Source organism: Actinocrinis sp. (assembly GCF_035605935.1).
Classification (GTDB): Bacteria; Actinomycetota; Actinomycetes; order Streptomycetales; family Catenulisporaceae; genus Actinocrinis.
Window position 1 is genome coordinate 1 of record NZ_DATNGK010000191.1, and the last position, 16,770, is coordinate 16,770.

At 68.2% G+C, this 16,770-nt stretch carries 12 protein-coding genes and 1 pseudogene; 4 read left to right on the top strand and 9 right to left on the bottom strand.

Features of this window, described 5'->3' with window-relative positions; genetic code table 11:
* Positions 1-741: pseudogene (locus tag VN779_RS15435) on the top strand (hypothetical protein); the annotation flags it as partial.
* Between the two features lie 89 nt (positions 742-830).
* Here the strand turns inward: VN779_RS15435 and VN779_RS15440 are convergent.
* The 7 genes from VN779_RS15440 to VN779_RS15470 all read right to left on the bottom strand — a co-directional run bounded on the left by VN779_RS15440 (position 831) and on the right by VN779_RS15470 (position 10,215).
* Entirely contained in the window at positions 831-1,445 is a 615-nt protein-coding gene (locus VN779_RS15440; RefSeq protein ID WP_325723817.1) for a hypothetical protein, read from the bottom strand.
* A 173-nt stretch (positions 1,446-1,618) separates the two neighbouring features.
* The gene (locus VN779_RS15445) at positions 1,619-2,065 is read right to left on the bottom strand and encodes a DUF6918 family protein (protein WP_325723819.1); all 447 of its coding nucleotides are present in this window, start codon (positions 2,063-2,065) and stop codon (positions 1,619-1,621) included.
* 373 nt (positions 2,066-2,438) lie between these two features.
* Positions 2,439-3,596, bottom strand: coding sequence for an acyl-CoA dehydrogenase family protein (locus VN779_RS15450; protein ID WP_325723821.1), 1,158 nt, complete (start codon positions 3,594-3,596; stop codon positions 2,439-2,441).
* Between the two features lie 5 nt (positions 3,597-3,601).
* Complete coding sequence (locus VN779_RS15455) at positions 3,602-4,537, bottom strand: hydroxymethylglutaryl-CoA lyase (protein ID WP_325723823.1); 936 nt, start codon at positions 4,535-4,537, stop codon at positions 3,602-3,604.
* Positions 4,534-6,273 carry an acetyl/propionyl/methylcrotonyl-CoA carboxylase subunit alpha gene (locus tag VN779_RS15460; RefSeq protein ID WP_325723825.1) on the bottom strand — a complete coding sequence of 580 codons (1,740 nt, stop codon included), beginning with the start codon at positions 6,271-6,273 and terminating at the stop codon, positions 4,534-4,536. The genes VN779_RS15455 and VN779_RS15460 overlap by 4 nt, the downstream gene beginning before the upstream one ends.
* A gap of 15 nt (positions 6,274-6,288) precedes the next feature.
* Positions 6,289-7,929 carry a carboxyl transferase domain-containing protein gene (locus VN779_RS15465; protein WP_414639680.1) on the bottom strand — a complete coding sequence of 547 codons (1,641 nt, stop codon included), beginning with the start codon at positions 7,927-7,929 and terminating at the stop codon, positions 6,289-6,291.
* A 159-nt stretch (positions 7,930-8,088) separates the two neighbouring features.
* Positions 8,089-10,215 carry a prolyl oligopeptidase family serine peptidase gene (locus VN779_RS15470; protein WP_325723829.1) on the bottom strand — a complete coding sequence of 709 codons (2,127 nt, stop codon included), beginning with the start codon at positions 10,213-10,215 and terminating at the stop codon, positions 8,089-8,091.
* A gap of 321 nt (positions 10,216-10,536) precedes the next feature.
* On the opposite strand from VN779_RS15470, the gene VN779_RS15475 reads away from it, so the two are divergent.
* A complete protein-coding gene (locus tag VN779_RS15475) occupies positions 10,537-11,817 on the top strand; it encodes an LCP family protein (RefSeq protein ID WP_325723831.1) in 1,281 nt (426 codons plus the stop codon).
* A gap of 26 nt (positions 11,818-11,843) precedes the next feature.
* Here the strand turns inward: VN779_RS15475 and VN779_RS15480 are convergent, their stop codons facing one another.
* Complete coding sequence (locus tag VN779_RS15480; RefSeq protein WP_325723833.1) at positions 11,844-13,001, bottom strand: hypothetical protein; 1,158 nt, start codon at positions 12,999-13,001, stop codon at positions 11,844-11,846.
* A 54-nt stretch (positions 13,002-13,055) separates the two neighbouring features.
* On the opposite strand from VN779_RS15480, the gene VN779_RS15485 reads away from it, so the two are divergent.
* The gene (locus VN779_RS15485; protein ID WP_325723835.1) at positions 13,056-14,741 is read left to right on the top strand and encodes an amidohydrolase; all 1,686 of its coding nucleotides are present in this window, start codon (positions 13,056-13,058) and stop codon (positions 14,739-14,741) included.
* A 182-nt stretch (positions 14,742-14,923) separates the two neighbouring features.
* Positions 14,924-15,721 carry an SGNH/GDSL hydrolase family protein gene (locus tag VN779_RS15490; RefSeq protein WP_325723837.1) on the top strand — a complete coding sequence of 266 codons (798 nt, stop codon included), beginning with the start codon at positions 14,924-14,926 and terminating at the stop codon, positions 15,719-15,721.
* A gap of 187 nt (positions 15,722-15,908) precedes the next feature.
* On the opposite strand, the gene VN779_RS15495 is transcribed toward VN779_RS15490, so the two are convergent.
* A partial coding sequence (locus VN779_RS15495) for an MFS transporter (RefSeq protein ID WP_325723839.1) occupies positions 15,909-16,770 on the bottom strand: 862 nt, incomplete at its 5' end.

A 16,770-nucleotide genomic window follows, 5' to 3' on the forward strand; every position in this document is an offset into this window, starting at 1 on the left:
AGCCTCGCCTCCTACGCCGAGTACTACCGGCGCTGGTCGCGGGTTTGGGAATCGCAGGCTCTATTGCGCGCCGCGCCGATCGCCGGCGCGAAGGACGTCGGAGTGCGGTTCGTCGCGCTGATCGACCCGATCCGGTACCCCGCGAGGGGATTGTCGGACGCGGACGTGCTCGAGATCCGCCGGCTCAAGGCCCGGATGGAGGCCGAGCGGCTCCCGCGCGGCGCGGACCGCGCCCTGCACACGAAGCTTGGTCCCGGTGGATTGTCAGATGTCGAATGGGTGGTTCAGCTCCTTCAGTTGAGGTACGGCGCTCAGGCTCCGGCGCTGCGCGTCACCGGCACCAGGGCGGCCCTGATGGCTGCGACCGCGGCCGAGTTGATCAGCGAGGATGACCGATCGCTGCTGGACGACGCCTGGTACCAGACGACCCGCATGCGCAACGGCATCACCCTCGTTCGCGGCCGCCCCGGCGATCAGGTGCCGACCGGCGCGCGCGACCTGGCCGTGATCGCGCGCTATCTGGATAGCTGGCATCGCGCCCCGGTGCCCGCGGCCGAGCACGGTCCCGGTCCCGGCCAGGGGCCCGGGGCCGGCGCCGCGCCCTGGGACCGCGGGGGCACGGCACCGGCGCTCGGCGGCCTGCTCGATCATCACCGAGCCGACAAGGAGGCCTTGCTAGACGCGCATCGCCGCCGTGCGCGTCGGGCCCGCGGCGTGTTCGAGCGGCTGTTCTACGGATAAGGCGTTGGCCTTCGGGCTGGCCGCGAGCGCGTCCCGGCCGTTCCCGAACGGGATGTCCGCTAGCAGGGCGTCCAGGACAGCTCGGGCGCTCACCTCGGGCGAGCGATCGTTCGCCCGGGTGTGGCCGTGCCGGATCCACTCGGCGGGCTGCTGGGCGCCTGCGCAGGCGCCGGGCGTGGCGGGAGAGCGTGTGTGGCCGTGCCGAGCGAGAGCGCGGCGCCGGACGAGTGCGTGGCGCCTGGGGAGAGCGCGGCGCCGGGTTCCGGTTGCTCGTCGAGCCGTCGGCCGAGTTCGTCGACCAGGCGCATGCGGACCGCCTCCCGGCGCACCGCCGAGATGCTGCGCTCATGCCGGTGGCTGATCTCGATCCAGCTCAGGTCGCCGAGTACCTCGGCGGTCAGCCGGGCGCGTTCCTCCTCGGTCCAGACCACCCCGGCGTTGCGGTACGGCCCCGAGCCGCGACCTCGCGGTGGGCTGCCCCGCCAGGTCAGCGCGGTGACCTCGGCTCTGGGCACGCTGCGCACCACCGTGTTCCCGGTGACGAAATGCAGGTGAGCGCCTTCGAAGCGGACGGTCTCGGCGACGAGGCTGACCGTGACCGGTTCGGCGCCGGAGCCGAGCCAGCCGGGGCCGGCCTCGGCGGCGATTTCGAGCTCGATGACGGATGCGGCGGCGCGCGGGGCGGCGGTGGACGGTGCGGACATTTCTCCTCCTTCAGTCGGGTGCGGACGAAATATGACGTCCAGTCACTGACTATGACAGGAGGTACCGACAGAAACTGATCAAGCGTCAGATGGCCGGTTCGCTGGGAACCGGTTTCTGACGCTTGATCAGCGAGAATGCGAGTTTGGATCTTTTTCCGGGCAGCTTTGAGCGCTCAGCCCGCGTACTTCTGGATCAGGGCGCCGAGGCGGGGGAGCGCGGCCTCGACGTTCTTCACGCCGCTCGGGCGCACGGTGCTGTACGCCTTCTTCAGCGGGGCGCGCTCCGACTTCTGGGCGCGCTCGTCGGTCACCGAGAGCAGGGCCTCGGAGACCTCGCCGCCGCGCTTGGCCAGGTAGTCGCCGAACTCGGCGCCGCCGGAGGCGGTGAAGTCGGCCCAGTACGACTCGAGCTTGGCCACGAAGTCGGGCAGCAGCGCGTCCACGGCGTCGTGGATGATGCCGGAGGCGAACGCGGTGACGGTCTTGTAGGCCAGCTTGATCGCGGTGCCGGAGATGCCCGACTTGTCGGAGACCTCCTGGTCGATCAGCGTCTGGCAGTCGGCGACGACCTTCGGGCGGTTATCCGGCGTGAGCAGGATCTCCTGAAGCGTGGCTGCCATGGCGTATTTCTCCTCGGTGGTTGGGGCCTTGCTGATGTGCGGCCGCTGGGCTGCGGTGGCCTGGATGCGTGTTGGACTTACTGCATGTCGGATTAGCTGCGCGCGACCGGGTGTCCCTCGGACGGGGCCGCTTTGGGCCGCCCGACTCAGGGTCCGCACAGGTTACCGTACTCAGGAGTCGAGTCGTATTTCTGAGTCTCGAACTGATTGCCGGTCGGCAATTCGAGGCGTGCGGGACTGTGGACGGTGCGTGTTCGGGGTGAGGGCGCGCGAACGTGCGCCCGCGCTGAGCCCCCGCGTCCGCATACGCATCGCGGGCGCGGAGACTCGGCGGGTCGCGGTGTGACGGTCAGTCAGTCGCGATTGACGATCGTCAGGCGGGCAGTCCCAGGTCGCGGGCGATCAGCAGGCGCTGGACCTCGCTGGTGCCCTCGCCGATTTCCAGGATCTTGGCGTCCCGGTAGAACCGGCCGACCGGGAACTCATTCATGAACCCGTAGCCGCCGAAGATCTGCGTGGCCTCGCGGGCGTTGTCCATCGCGGCTTCGCTCGCCACCAACTTCGCGATCGCGGCCTGCTTCTTGAACGGCTTGCCGGTGATCAGTAGGGCGGCGGCGTGCCGGTAGGCGAGCCTGGCCGTGTGCGTGCGAGCCTCCATGTCGGCGATCTTGAACTGGATCGCCTGATACTGCTCGATCTGGCGCCCGAATGCAGCGCGCTCGCGCGCGTACCGCAGCGACTCGTCGACGCAGCCTTGTGCGAGGCCGGTCGATAGGGCGGCAATCGCGATGCGGCCCTCGTCGAGAATGCGCAGGAACTGTGCGTATCCCCGGCCGCGCTCGCCGAGCAGGTTCTCTTCAGGCACCCGGCAGTCTTCGAAGGACAGCCCGTGCGTGTCCGAGGCGCACCAGCCGACCTTCGAGTACCCCTGCTCGACCGTGAACCCGGGCGTGCCGCTCGGGATGATGATCGACGAGATCTCCTTGCGGCCGTCCTGCTGCTCACCGGTCACGGCGGTCACGGTCACCAGGCTGGTGATGTCAGTCCCCGAGTTGGTGATGAAGGACTTCGATCCGTTGATCAGCCAGGAGCCGTCGGCGAGTACCGCGCGGGTCTTGGTGGCGCCCGCGTCGGAACCGCCGCCCGGCTCAGTCAGGCCGAACGCGCCAAGCCGCTCGCCTGCGCACAGGTCGGGCAGCCAGCGCTCCTTCTGCTCCTGGGTGCCAAATCGGTACACGGGCATCGAACCGAGCGAGACTCCGGCCTCAAGCGTGATCGCGACTGAGGAGTCCACGCGGGCCAGCTCTTCGAGGGCGAGGCAGAGCGCGAAGTAGTCGCCGCCCATCCCGCCGTACTCTTCCGGATAAGGCAGGCCGAATAGGCCCATGCGCCCCATCGCCGCGACGAGCGGGTAAGGGAACGCGTGCCGCTCGTAATAGTCGCCGATGACCGGGGCGACTTCGGTATGAGCGAACTCCTCGACGGTTTTGCGGAGCTCTTCGTACTCCGCGGGAAGTTCCGGATCGAGCACTGTGATCAGTCCTTTGTGAGGGCTCGGACGGCTCTGGACGGGGCCGGGCGGCCGAGGTGGTCGGCCATCCAGCGGGAGGTCTCGACGAGGGCCGGCAGGTCGATGCCGGTGTCGATCCCGAGTCCGTCCAGCATCCACACGAGGTCTTCGGTGGCGAGGTTGCCGGTGGCGGACTCGGCGTACGGGCAGCCGCCGAGGCCTCCTGCGGAGGCGTCGACGGTGGTGATGCCGACCTGGAGCGCGGCGAGGATGTTCGCCAGTGCTTGGCCGTAGGTGTCGTGGAAGTGCACGGCGAGCCGCGCCGGGTCCACGCCCCGGGTGCCGAGCAGGTCAATGAGTGTTCTGACGTGCCCGGGGGTCGCGGTGCCGATAGTGTCGCCGAGGCTGATCTCGTGGCAGCCCGCCGTCAGCAGCCTCTCGACGACCGTGGCCACGGCGCCCGGGTCGACCGGGCCCTCCCATGGGTCGCCAAAGCACATCGAAACGTATCCGCGCGCCCATAGCCCGGCTTGGAGCGCCGGCGTTACCACGGCCTCGATGTCGGTAAGGGCACCGTCGATCGTGGTGTTCAGGTTGCGTTGCGCGAAGGTCTCCGTCGCTGAGGCGAACACAGCGATCTCACTCGCTCCGCAGGCGAGAGCCCGGTCGTAACCACGCAGGTTCGGTACGAGTACCGGGTAACGCAGCCCTGGGCGCCGCTCCAGCAGCTTGAACAAAACTTCGGCGTCGGCGAGCTGCGGTACCCACTTCGGGTGCACGAAGCTCGTTGCCTCGATGACCGTCGAGCCGGCGTCCACGAGTCGTTCGATGAACTCGGCCTTTACCTCGGTCGGGACGGTCGCCTGCTCGTTCTGCAGTCCGTCGCGGGCGCCTACCTCGTACACGGTGACGTGAGCGGGGAGCCCGGCGTGCGGGAACACCTGGGGCAGCCGCGCGGTCATGACGGATCCTTGCTCGCGGGCACTTCGGCTGTCGGCGCTGGATTTCCCGACGCGGTATCGATGACGAACAGCTCAGCGCCGATCGGCACCTGCTGACCGACTGCGGCGGCGACGCTGGCGACTACTCCCTCATGTGGTGCGGTAAGCGTGTGTTCCATCTTCATCGCCTCCAACGCTCCGAGTGGTTCGCCTGCTGACACACGTTGACCAGCCGCAACCTTGACGGTGATCACCGTCCCCGGCATCGGAGCGCGCACGACGCCGTCAGCAGGAGCGGACGCAACCGCTGCGGCGACGCGCGACTGGGCGGTCAGGGCACGCGCGGGCAGCGGCGGACCGGCGAGCCGCCAGCCATCGCGCAAATCGAACGGCGTAGGACCATCCGCGCCAAGGCGCGGATGGAACGGCAGGTCGGGATGACGGTCCAACCACGAGGTGTCGATCGCCGCGTCAGCGAACTGCGCCGAGCCGACCAGTGTGGCCAGGAACGCGAGATTCGTCGTCAGGCAGTCGATGCGCGTCTCGGCGAGTGCGCCGAGGATCGCTTGCCGAGCGGACTCGCGATCGGGGCCATGGCTGGTCACTTTGCCGATCATCGGGTCGTACCACGGCGAGACCTCGTCGAACGAGCGCAGCGCGGCGTCGACGCGCACGCCCTCGCCGCGGGGCCACCTGACGACGCCGGCTCGTCCGGCCTGCGGGAGGAATCCGTGCTCCGCGTCTTCGGCGTAAACGCGGACCTCGATGGCGTGGCCGCGCGAGGTCACCTCCTCTTGGCGCAGCGGCATCCGCTCACCGGCCGCGATGCGGATTTGCAGCTCTACCAGGTCCAGGCCGGTGACAAGTTCGGTGACCGGGTGCTCGACCTGGAGCCGGGTGTTCATCTCCAGCAGGAAGAACTCGTCGTCTGATACGAGGAATTCCACCGTTCCGGCGTTCACATAGTTGACGTGCGCGGTCAGCCTGACCGCCGCGGAGAGTAGCCGCTCGCGAAGGTCGGCGCAGATCGTCGGCGCCGGGCTTTCCTCCACGACTTTCTGATGCCGCCGCTGTGCCGAACAGTCGCGCTCGCCTAGGTGCAACACGGTGCCATACACATCCGCGAGCACCTGAACCTCGACATGACGGCCGTGCTCGACGTACCGCTCCACGAGCAGAGTGCCATCCCCGAATGCTGATTCAGCCTCCCGGCGTGCCGCTGCGAGCGCGTCGGGCAGATCGGCTGCGTTACGCACGATCCGCATGCCCTTACCGCCACCGCCGGCAGCAGCTTTGACGAGCACGGGGAGGTGCATGTTCGGATCATCAGCCTGATACGTCGGCAACACCGGCACTTCGGCCTGCTCGGCAATGCGACGCGCGTAGTCCTTGCGTCCCATCGCCTCGATCACGTCCGGCGGGGGCCCGATAAAGATGAGCCCTGCGTCGCCGCAAGCCCGCGCGAACGCGGCCCGCTCGGAAAGGAAGCCATAGCCGGGATGTACCGCGTCAGCGCCGCTCTCCTTCGCAGCGTCCATAAGGGCGTCGATATTGAGATAGGACGCGGTCGGCGCGCTCGAATCCGAGTCATCGGCACCGATGCGCACCGCTTCATCGGCTGCGGTAACGTGCGCCGCGTCACGGTCGGCGTCGGAGTACACGGCTACGGTCCTGATGCCCATGGCGCGTGCGGTGCGGATAACCCGCAGCGCGATCTCGCCTCGGTTGGCGATCAGGATCTTGGTGATGTCGCTCATCGTCTCCGTCCCGCCCTACATCCGGAAGACGCCGTAGCCGGTGGGAGCCGGCGGCGCGTACGAGGCTGCGGCCAAGGCCAGCCCGAGGACCCGGCGCGTGTCTGCGGGGTCGATGATCCCGTCGTCCCACAGCCGCGCGGTCGAGTAATACGGCGATCCCTGTGCTTCGTATTGATCGCGCACCGGCTTCTTGAAGGCGTCCTCGTCCTCGGCCGACCAGGATCCACCCTCGGCTTCGATCCGGTCCCGGCGCACCGTCGCCAGCACGGTCGCGGCCTGCTCGCCGCCCATCACCGAGATGCGCGCGTTCGGCCACATCCACAGGAAGCGCGGGTCGTACGCCCGGCCGCACATGCCGTAGTTGCCCGCGCCGAACGAGCCGCCGATCACCACGGTGAACTTCGGCACGGTCGCACAGGAGACCGCGGTGACCAGCTTCGCGCCGTCTTTGGCGATGCCGCGGTGCTCGTAGTCGCGGCCGACCATGAACCCGGAGATGTTCTGCAGGAAGACCAGCGGAATGCGGCGCTGCTGGCACAGTTCGATGAAGTGCGCGCCCTTGAGCGACGACTCGCTGAACAGGATGCCGTTGTTCGCGAGGATGCCGACCGGATACCCGTGGATCTTCGCGAACGCGCACACCAGCGTCTCGCCGTACCGCGCCTTGAACTCGTGCATCTGCGAGCCGTCGACGACGCGCCTGATCACCTCACGCGCGTCGTACGGGATGCGCGGATCGGTCGGTACGAGGTCGTAGAGCTGCGCCGGATCCTCAGCGGGGGGCGCCGGGTCCTCGGGCACCAGCCAGGGCTCGGCTGGCGGAAGGGTGGCGATCGCGGCGCGCAGCAGATCAAGCGCGTGCTCGTCGTCCTCGGCGAAGTGGTCGGCGACTCCGGACAACCGAGTGTGCACGTCGGCGCCGCCCAGTTCCTCCGCCGTGACCACCTCGCCAGTGGCGGCCTTCACCAGCGGCGGCCCGCCGAGGAAGATCGTGCCCTGGTTTCGTACGATGACCGTTTCATCGCTCATTGCCGGGACGTATGCGCCGCCGGCCGTGCACGAGCCCATCACCGCCGCGAGCTGCGGGATACCGGCCGCGGAGAGCCGGGCCTGGTTGAAGAAGATCCGGCCGAAGTGGTCGCGGTCCGGGAAGACCTCGTCCTGGAGCGGGAGATAAGCGCCGCCGGAGTCCACGAGGTACACGCAGGGCAGCCGGTTCGCGGCGGCGACCTCCTGCGCGCGAAGGTGCTTTTTGACGGTCATCGGATAGTACGTGCCGCCCTTGACCGTAGCGTCGTTCGCCGCGACGACGCACAGCCGACCGTGCACCCGGCCGATGCCGGCGATGATCCCGGCGGCCGGGACCGGACCGCCGTGCTCGGCGTAGAGGCCGTGCGCGGCGAGCGGGGCGAGTTCGAGGAAGGGGGAGCCAGGATCGAGCAGCCGGTCGATGCGATCGCGCGGCAGCAGCTTGCCGCGTGCCGTGTGCTTCGCCCGGGAGCGCTCATCGCCGCCCAGCCGGACTCGGGCCAGGTGCGCGCGCAGCTGCTCGGTAAGGCCGCGTAGGTCAGCACCCGTGGCCTGAACCGCAGCCGTACTGACTGCTCCCGCATCCGCGACTGCGTTAGACGCTCCCGCGTCAGCGGTTGGGGGCAGGGGTGCCCGCGGTGTCGTCGACGGCACCGTCGCCGCCTTTCTGTTCGGTTCGGTGACCCGGTGCTTGTGGCACGCGGCGTCTCGACTCGATGTGTTCGACCCTCGACTGGTGGCCGACGATCGTGGTGTACCCGTTGTGCCGGGGATATCCCCGCCAGGTTAGCCCAGGGCCAACTCCGCGTGATTCGCGAGGAAGGCCATGGTGTCCGCGATTACGTCGATTCTGCGCGAAACGGCGCGGGCGCCGTGCCCGACGCCGGTCTCTCGCCGCAGCAGGATCGGTCGCTGCGCCGGATCACCGCTGGTGGCCCACTGCAACGCGGCGCACAGCTTGCGGGCATGGAAGGGATCCACCCGCGTATCGCCGTCGAACACGGTGAACAGGACGGCTGGGTACTCAACGCCCTCGTGCACGTTGTGCACGGGAGAGTAGGCGAACAGATCCGCGAGCTGCTCCGGATCGGCAGCCGAGCCGTATTCGACGGTCCACGACTCGCCGAGGCCGAAGAGTTCGTAGCGCACCATGTCGAGCAGCGGGGCTGAACAGGCGACGGCGCGGTACCGCTCCGGATGCTGCGTGAGAGCGGCCCCGACGAGAAGGCCACCGTTCGAGCCGCCATGGATCGCAAGTTGGTCAGGCGTCGTCCAGCCCTGGTCAATGAGGTACTGCGCGGCCGCGTGGAAGTCGTCGAAGACGTTCTGCTTGTTGCCGAACGTGCCGGCTCGATGCCACAGCTCGCCTTCCTCGCCGCCGCCGCGCAGGTTGGCGACCGCGTAGACGCCCCCGGCTTCCACCCAGCTCAGCGCCGAGACGGTGTATTCGGGCGGCAGGCTGATGTTGAAGCCGCCGTAGCCGTAGAGGAGCGTGGGTCGAGGCCGGTCCGGTGCGTCCTTCGGCTCACCCGAGACGATGAACATACGAACGATGGTGCCGTCCGTCGAGGCGTACTCGACCTGGCGTGTGTGAACGGTTGGCGTGTGCGGCTGACCTGGGGTGTCTGCCCACAGCGCGGTTTCTCCGGTGCGAGCGTCATATCGGTAGACACGCGGCGGCGTGCCGAAGTCGGTGTAGCTGAACCATGCCTCATGGCCGCCCGAGCGCCGTGAGGTGAGAGACGCGACGGTGCCCACCGACGGCAGCGGTACGAAACCGAGCCGCTCGCCGGTGACCGCGTCATGCACGGTGATCTCGCTGATCGCGTGCCGGATACGGGCCACCAGCAACAGCGGCCGCTCCACCTCGGGGCCGTCGAGCACGGTCAGGTTCTCGATGACGGCTTCCGCGTCCTCGGGGATCAGCACTTGCCAGGCGTCCGGTACCGGGTTGTGCGTCGAGGCGGTGCAGATCCGCCCGCGCGGTGCGTCCAGGGTCGTGAACACGAGCACCCGCCCGGCCAGCGGACTGTCTTCGCGCCCGGGATAGAGATAAGTGGTCGCGGCGACGCCCACCTGCACCGGCTTGAACGCTGGCGCGGCCGGGTCGGCGCCGGAGAGGTCGGCGAGATAGACGTCGTTGTTCGGCTCGGTGCCCTCGCTGCTGGAGACCTGAAGCCACCGGCCGTCCGCCGAGATCGAGGCGTGGTGATAGCAGGTCAGCTTCGTGCCCTCGCCGAAGACCAGCGCGTCTTGATCGGGGCTGGTGCCGAGGCGGTGCAGGTAGACGCGTCGATGGAACTGGGCCTCGTTGGGCGGGACCAGTTCGGGCGCGAGGCGGCGGGTGAAGTAGTAGCCGCTGTCGTCGGCGAGCCAGGAGACCTCGGTGTACCGGGTGCGGTCGATCGGGCCGTCCACCACCTCACCGGTTGCCACGTTCATGATCCGGGTGACCGACTCCTCCGTGCCGCCTTCGGAGATCTGATAGGCGATCAGCCGCCCGGACGGCGACGGATACCAGCCGTCGAGCGTCGTGGTTCCGGCCGGGTCCAACGCGATCGGGTCGACCAGCACGCGCTCGGCACCGGACTCGTCGACCGTCAGCAGCACCGCGTGCTCCTGATCTGGCAGCCGGCGCGTGAAGAACGAGCGGTCGCCGCGCCAGACCGGTGGGTCGATCGCCCCGGTGGCGGATAGTTCCGCGATCCGGGCGCGCAGCCTGCGGTGCCCTTCCCACCCGGCGCGTGTTTTCTCGAACAACTCGTCCTGAGCGGCGCTCCACGACTTGGTCTGTGGGGCGGCCGGGTCTTCGAGCCAGCGATAAGGATCGCTGATCGTCAGACCGTGGATCGTCTCGGTGATCTCGTCGCGGGATGCCTGCGGATACGGTGCTGCCGGGTGAGAACTCGTCACTCTTGGCACGTTAGCAACGCCGCGGCGCAATGTGTGCTGCGCCGAAAGAGTGAGGCGACGTCGTGGCGTACGAAGCAGCACGCGCCCCCTTCCTAGGATCAAAGCACCAGGATCCTCGGGTGCGTACACACAGGAGACGCGGTGGACCGGCGCGTTGGCTATGGGCAAGGCGGCGGGCCGACCCGCCCGCCGGGTCCCCGCCCGGCTCAGCAGGGTTCGCGGCCGTATTCACCACCGAACGGGCGGACGCAGACGCGGTCCCAGTCGGGCCGTCCGCAGCCTGGTCAGAGCCAATCCGGTCGATCTCAATCGGGTCGCCCGGTGCCGACGCGGCTGCGACTGACCCGCCGCGCCCGCGTGATCCTGCGTCTGCTGTTCGGCAGCGCCTCCGCGCTCGTCCTGGTGGCGGCCGCGGTCGGATGGTATTTCCATTCCTCCGTGCTGGGCGGTCTGGCCAGCTCGCACGCGCTGGTCGGCCTCGGTTCCGCGCAGCGCGGCGGCGGCGACCTCAATATCCTGCTGATGGGGCTCGACTCGCGGCGGGACAACCAGGGTAACGACCTGCCCCCGGCAATCCTCTCCCAGCTGCACGCGGGCAGCTCCAGCGATGTCGGCGGATACAACACGAACACGCTGATCCTGCTGCACGTCCCGGCGGATGGCTCGCGCGCGGTGGCACTTTCCGTTCCGCGCGACGACTACGTGGACCTGCCCGAAGGGCTGGGGCAGCACAAGATCAAGGAAGCGTACGGCCGGGCCAAGGCCAACGCCGAGACCGCCGCGCAGTCGACCGGCACGAGCGACCGCGCCGCGCTCGAGCAACTCGGCCGGGAAGCGGGACGGCACGCGGCCATCGACGCCGTGCAGCAACTGCTCGGCGTGACCGTCGACCATTTCGCCGAGATCAATCTCGCGGGGTTCTACGACCTGGCCAACGCACTCGGCGGCGTCACGGTGTGCCTGCGCGAGCCGGTGCACGACGGGTATTCGGGAGCGAACTTCCCGGCCGGAACGCAGACCCTCGACGGTGCGCAGTCACTCGCGTTCGTGCGCCAGCGGCACGGTCTGGCCAACGGGGACCTGGACCGCACGCACCGGCAGCAGGCGTTCCTCGCCTCGGCCGTGAACAAGCTGCAGCACGCCGGGGTCTTCGACGACTTGACCAAGATCGGCGCGCTCCTCGATGTGGCGCGCAAGGACGTGGTCGTCGACTCCGGCTTCGACCTGCTTTCGTTCGTCCAGCAAGCCGGTGCGGTGACCTCGGGAAACGTCACTTTCTACACGCTACCGATCAAGGGTTTCGCGACCGAGGACGGCGAGTCGGTCAACCTCATCGACCCGATCCAGGTCCGCGAGGTGGCCCAGCGGTTGCTGGCCGGGCGGAGCCCTGACGTGTCCGATTCGAGTACGCCGACCGCTGCGGCCGGTCCCGCGATCCCGCAAGCGGCAGCTGAGGTGGCAGCCGCGCCGGGAACGCATCATGCGACGCGCAGCGCGGCAAGCGGTAACCGGTCCAGCGGCCATACCGCAGCGCCCAGCGCTGTGCCGACCGTCGCCGCTCCGGTCGTCAGTGCGCCGCCGGGCATTCCGTGCGTTAACTGATGACCGTCAATAGAGCTGACCGGCCGTCAGCTCGCGGAGGTCCCGTTCTGGCCGGTTTTCGTGTCCGCCGGTGCCCCGGCGCTAGCCGGTACGCCCTTGGTAGGTTGCCGATCCCGCGGTGAGCGGACCCTGACAATTTGACCCGGCGTACGACGCGGACCGGACCACGGGGCCGGCACGGCGTCGATGCGGTACGCGAGCGCGTACGCGATCGCCTCGTAATTGACCCTCCAGCCGCGGAAATGCGGCCACGCTTCTTCTGGAGTGCGCTTCATCGGGTAGTTGCCGTAACGCAACATGTCGATGCCCTGAGAGAACTCTGCGTACGTCAGCTGGATGTCGCTGTCTGGGTCGGGATCGGGATCGTACGCAATTCGTTCCATGTGTGCGATATCCCGTAGGCAGTTGAACCCCCCGCGCAGCCCGATACGCATCGCGCCGCTGTTCGGGGTCACTGGGTTGAGGGCGAGTTCGAGTGCCGCCGCGTCCATCACGGCGAGCAGCGCGATCAACCAGTTGCGGTTCGGCTGCGGGGAGCGGAAATGGATCAGCGCCGGGTAGTTGGTGTGGCTCTCTGAGATCTCCGCCGCCCAGCGCTCCCAGCCCCGGTAAAGATCGGGCAGGTTCTCCAACAGGCCGGTGACCTGGACGTGCCGGTAAAGGATTTCTGGACCCCAGGCGGGCACCCCGGCCCGCGACTGAAGCAGCGTTACTTCCGCTTCGCGACGCGAATACGCGGTGTAGAGCGCGGGCAGGTATCCGATCTGCAGCGCGATGGCGACCGGACCCGAAGCCGCGGCGCAGAAATCCAGGAAGGTGAGCCGGTCGCGCGCACTGGAGGCGAACCCGAGGGTGAACAGCGAGGAGCCCGCCTCCCGGAACGCGGCGTTGAAGCCGAGTCCGCTGGCTCCGGCGAGCAGCAGCCCGAAGCCGATGAGGAACAGCCCCAGCCAGCTGATGAGCGTGATCAGGATGGCCAGCGGCGCCGACCAGGCCAACACCCGGTCCTTCGCGTCGTAGGTGCGGCACCGGTCGGCCAGGAACTGGAACGGCCAGCGCACCACGCCGTGCACCAGCCGGGTGTAGCTCGACCGCAGCCCGCGCGGCATGACCAGGCTGGCCACCACCGAGAGCCAGGCCGCGGCCACCACGCCGGCGCCGACGGCCAGCTCGAAGATCCTCATGTCTTACATTCTGTAGGTAGGAGCGTCCTCGCGGCACGTGTAATGCTCCTGCTCATGACCGGGCTCCCCACAGGCTCTCCCGCCGATCTTGTGCTGGTGGGTGGTCCGTGCTTTACCGCCGACGCCGCCCGCCCCCGGACCTCGGGCATCGCGGTGCGCGACGGCGTTATCGCGGCGCTCGGTGAGCGGGAAGCGCGCTCGGCAATCGGCCCGCGCACTCGCGTCGTGGAGCTGGATGGGAGGCTCGCGCTCCCCGGCTTCATCGATGCGCACGTGCATCCGGTCTTCGGTGGCGCGGAACGACTGCGCTGCGATCTGACTGGGACACAGGACGCACGCGAAGCGGTGGCGCGGGTGGCCGCGTATGCCGACGCGAATCCGGACCTGCCGTGGATCGTCGGCGGTGGCTGGTCGATGGACCAGTTCCCCGGCGGCGCACCAAGCCGTTCACTGCTCGACGCGGTGGTGCCCGACCGACCCGTCTTCCTGCTAAACCGAGATCATCACGACGCATGGGCGAACTGCGCCGCGTTGCGCATCGCCGGAGTGGACCGTGCCACGCCGGATCCGATCGGCGGCCGGATCGCGCGCGAACCCGATGGTTCTCCGGCCGGCGCCCTGCATGAGGAGGCGGCGAATCTCGTCGGCCGGCACGCACCACGGCTCACTGAGGACGATTATCTGAACGCCCTACTGGAAGGGCAGCGATATCTGCACTCCTTCGGTGTCACTGGCTGGCAGGACGCGATCGTCGGCGGATATCTGGGCTATGACGACATCCTGCCCGCCTACCTGCGCGCGGCCCGAGAAGGGCGGCTGACCGGGCACGTGACCGGCGCGCTGTGGTGGGACCGCAACCGCGGCCTGGAGCAGATCGCCGATCTCATCGAGCGACGCGCCGAGGCGGCGGGACTCGACGCGGCGGCGCCGCAGGGCGCGGGCGGATTCAAGGCAGCGACCGTCAAGATCATGCAGGACGGCATCTGCGAGAACCTGACCGCCGCGATGCTCGGCCCTTACTACGACAGCGCAGGGAACGTCACTGACAACGCGGGGCACAGTTACCTCGACGCGGCGTTGCTTGCCCAAGCTGTCACGCGGCTTGACGCGCGCGGCTTTCAAGTCCACGTCCACGCGATCGGAGACCGTGGCGTGCGGGAGGCGCTTGACGCGTTCGAGCAGGCGCGGGCAGTCAACGGCGTGACCGACAACCGGCATCACATCGCGCACATCCAAGTCATTCATCCGCAGGACATCCCGCGCTTCCGGCAACTGGGTGTCACCGCGAACATTCAGGCGTTGTGGGCCGCCGAGGACGCACAGATGCGTGCGCTGAATGAACCGGTGCTCGGTGCGGAACGCTACGCGCAGCAGTATCCATTCGGCGCGCTACTGCGGGACGGCGCGACGCTCGCGGCGGGAAGCGACTGGCCGGTTTCGACTCCTGATCCGCTCCAGGCGATGCACGTCGCGGTCAATCGGACCACCCCGGAAGCGCCAACCGGTACGCCGCCCTTCCTGCCCGATCAGGCACTCACGCTTGCCGACGCCCTGGTCGCGTACACCGCGGGTTCGGCGCGCGTCTGTCACGCCGAGAGCTACGCGGGATCACTGGAGCTCGGCAAGCGAGCAGATCTGGCGGTGCTGGACCGCGACATTCTTGCCGCACCGCCGACACAGATCGGCGCCGCGCGCGCGGTGCTGACGATCGCCGGCGGACGGGTCGTCTACGAGGTCTGAGCCGCGGAATATGAACCCTAACTCAGGTTCCGGGCCAGACTAGTCGGTTTACCTGCATAAACGTCGAATGTGCTAAACGGCAAAAACTTCGCATAGTGCGTAAACGGCCTTTCCGGGGGGCTGTATCGGAGTTACAGAAGTGTTAGCTGCACCACACTCCACTCCACATCCCGGAGGGAACCTTGCGTCCGCGCCATACCCTCGTCGCGCTCACCGCTGCAGCCGCCACAGCGGCCGCCACCCTGCTCACCGCCTTACCCGCGAACGCGGCGACGGCCAGCTACGTCGCGCTCGGCGACTCCTACTCCTCCGGCCTCGGCGCCGGCAACTACGGCAACAGCGGGTCCTGTGACCGCAGCGCGGGTGCCTACCCACAGTTGTGGGCGAACGCCAACGGCCCGTCGTCCTTCACCTTCGCCGCCTGTTCCGGGGCGACCACGAGCGACCTGCTCAGCAGCCAGCTGTCCGCGCTGGGCAGCGGCACCACGCTGGTCTCCTTCACCATCGGCGGCAACGACGTGGGCTTCAGCAGCGTCATGGAGACCTGCGTGATCTGGGGCACCAGCTCCTGCGTGAGCGCGGTCAACAGCGCGGAAAGCCAGGCGCAGTCGACGTTGCCCGCGGCCTTCGACAACGTGCTGAACTCCATCAAGGCCAAGGCGCCGAACGCCCGGATCGTCTTCCTGGACTACCCGGACTTCTACGATCTCAATTCCTCTTCCGGCTGCATCGGGCTCAGCGGCACCAGCCGGGCCAAGATCGACGAAGGCATCAACCTGCTCGACTCGCTGGTCCAGCAGGCGGCGGCCCGGCACGGCGCGGTCTTCGGCGATGTGCGCGGCTCCTTCTCCGGACACGAGATCTGCGACAGCAGCAGCTGGCTCAACTCGGTGGACTGGGGCAACTTCGGCGACTCCTACCATCCGACCGCGGCCGGCCAGGCCAGCGGCTACTACCCGGTATTCGCTTCGAAGGCCTAGAGCTTCTCGAACGGCACCTGCTCCTTGACCCACCGAGCGATCCGCTCCACCCACAAAGAGCGTTGGGGCCTTCCTCCACTCAAGTGGAGGAAGGCCCCAACGTCACTGTCGACCTAAGGCTGCTGCCTTAAGAGTTGCCGCCTCAAGCGCCTTGTGCTTGCGCGTGAGCGCGGCGCTCGCCGCTACGTCAGCCGGCGTGCACGACCGCGGCCGGTGCCTCGGCGCCCAAGCCCTCGCTGTCGCCCTCGACGGTCTGGCCCGGGTCCTTGCGAATCAGCAGGAAGGTGACCAGCGTGGACAAACCGAGCAGGATTGCGCTGATCATGAACGCGACGTTGTAGCTGTGCACCTGAGCCGCCGGTGCCAGTGGCGAGCTGTGGTGGTTGGTCGCGTAGTTGAGCAGCGTCGTGGTGAACACGGTGTTCAGCAGCGCTACACCGAGCGAGCCGCCGACCTGCTGAGTAGTGTTCACCATCGCGCTGGCCACGCCCGCGTCGTGCGGGGCCACGCCGGTGAGCGAGGTGTTGCTCAGCGGGACGAACACGCTGCCCATGCCGATCGCCATGACGATGAAGGCGGGCAGAATCATCGCCGGGTAGGACGAGTCCACCCGTAGCTGGGTCAGCCAGAGCATGCCGCCAGTGGCCATCAGGCCGCCGAAGGTCATAACTACGCGCGGGCCGAGCCGCGGCACCAGCGAGCTGGCCACGCCTGCCGTCACGATCAGTGCTCCGGAGAACGGCAGATAAGAGACGCCGGTCTTGAGCGGCGAGTAGTGCTGGATCTGCTGGAAGTAGTAGGTCATGAACAGGAACATGCCGAGCATGCCCGCGCCCAGGATGATCGAGGTCAGGAACGATCCGCCGCGGTTGCGGTGCAGTACCACGCGCAGCGGCAGCAGCGGGTTGGAGATGCGGGACTCCAGGATCACGAAGCCCACCAGCAGCACCGCCGCGGTCCCGAAGGAGGTCAGCACGGAGGTCGCGGTCCAGCTGTTGTCCTTGGCCGCCTCGGTGAAGCCGAACACCAGGGCGCCGATGCCGATGCTG

Excerpts from the sequence above, each read along its gene's own strand:
- VN779_RS15440 (WP_325723817.1), bottom strand. The coding sequence starts at position 1,445 with ATGTCCGCACCGTCCACCGCCGCCCCGCGCGCCGCCGCATCCGTCATC.
- VN779_RS15485 (WP_325723835.1), top strand. The coding sequence starts at position 13,056 with ATGACCGGGCTCCCCACAGGCTCTCCCGCCGATCTTGTGCTGGTGGGT.
- VN779_RS15480 (WP_325723833.1), bottom strand. The coding sequence starts at position 13,001 with ATGAGGATCTTCGAGCTGGCCGTCGGCGCCGGCGTGGTGGCCGCGGCC.
- VN779_RS15445 (WP_325723819.1), bottom strand. The coding sequence starts at position 2,065 with ATGGCAGCCACGCTTCAGGAGATCCTGCTCACGCCGGATAACCGCCCG.
- VN779_RS15460 (WP_325723825.1), bottom strand. The coding sequence starts at position 6,273 with ATGAGCGACATCACCAAGATCCTGATCGCCAACCGAGGCGAGATCGCG.
- VN779_RS15455 (WP_325723823.1), bottom strand. The coding sequence starts at position 4,537 with ATGACCGCGCGGCTGCCCCAGGTGTTCCCGCACGCCGGGCTCCCCGCT.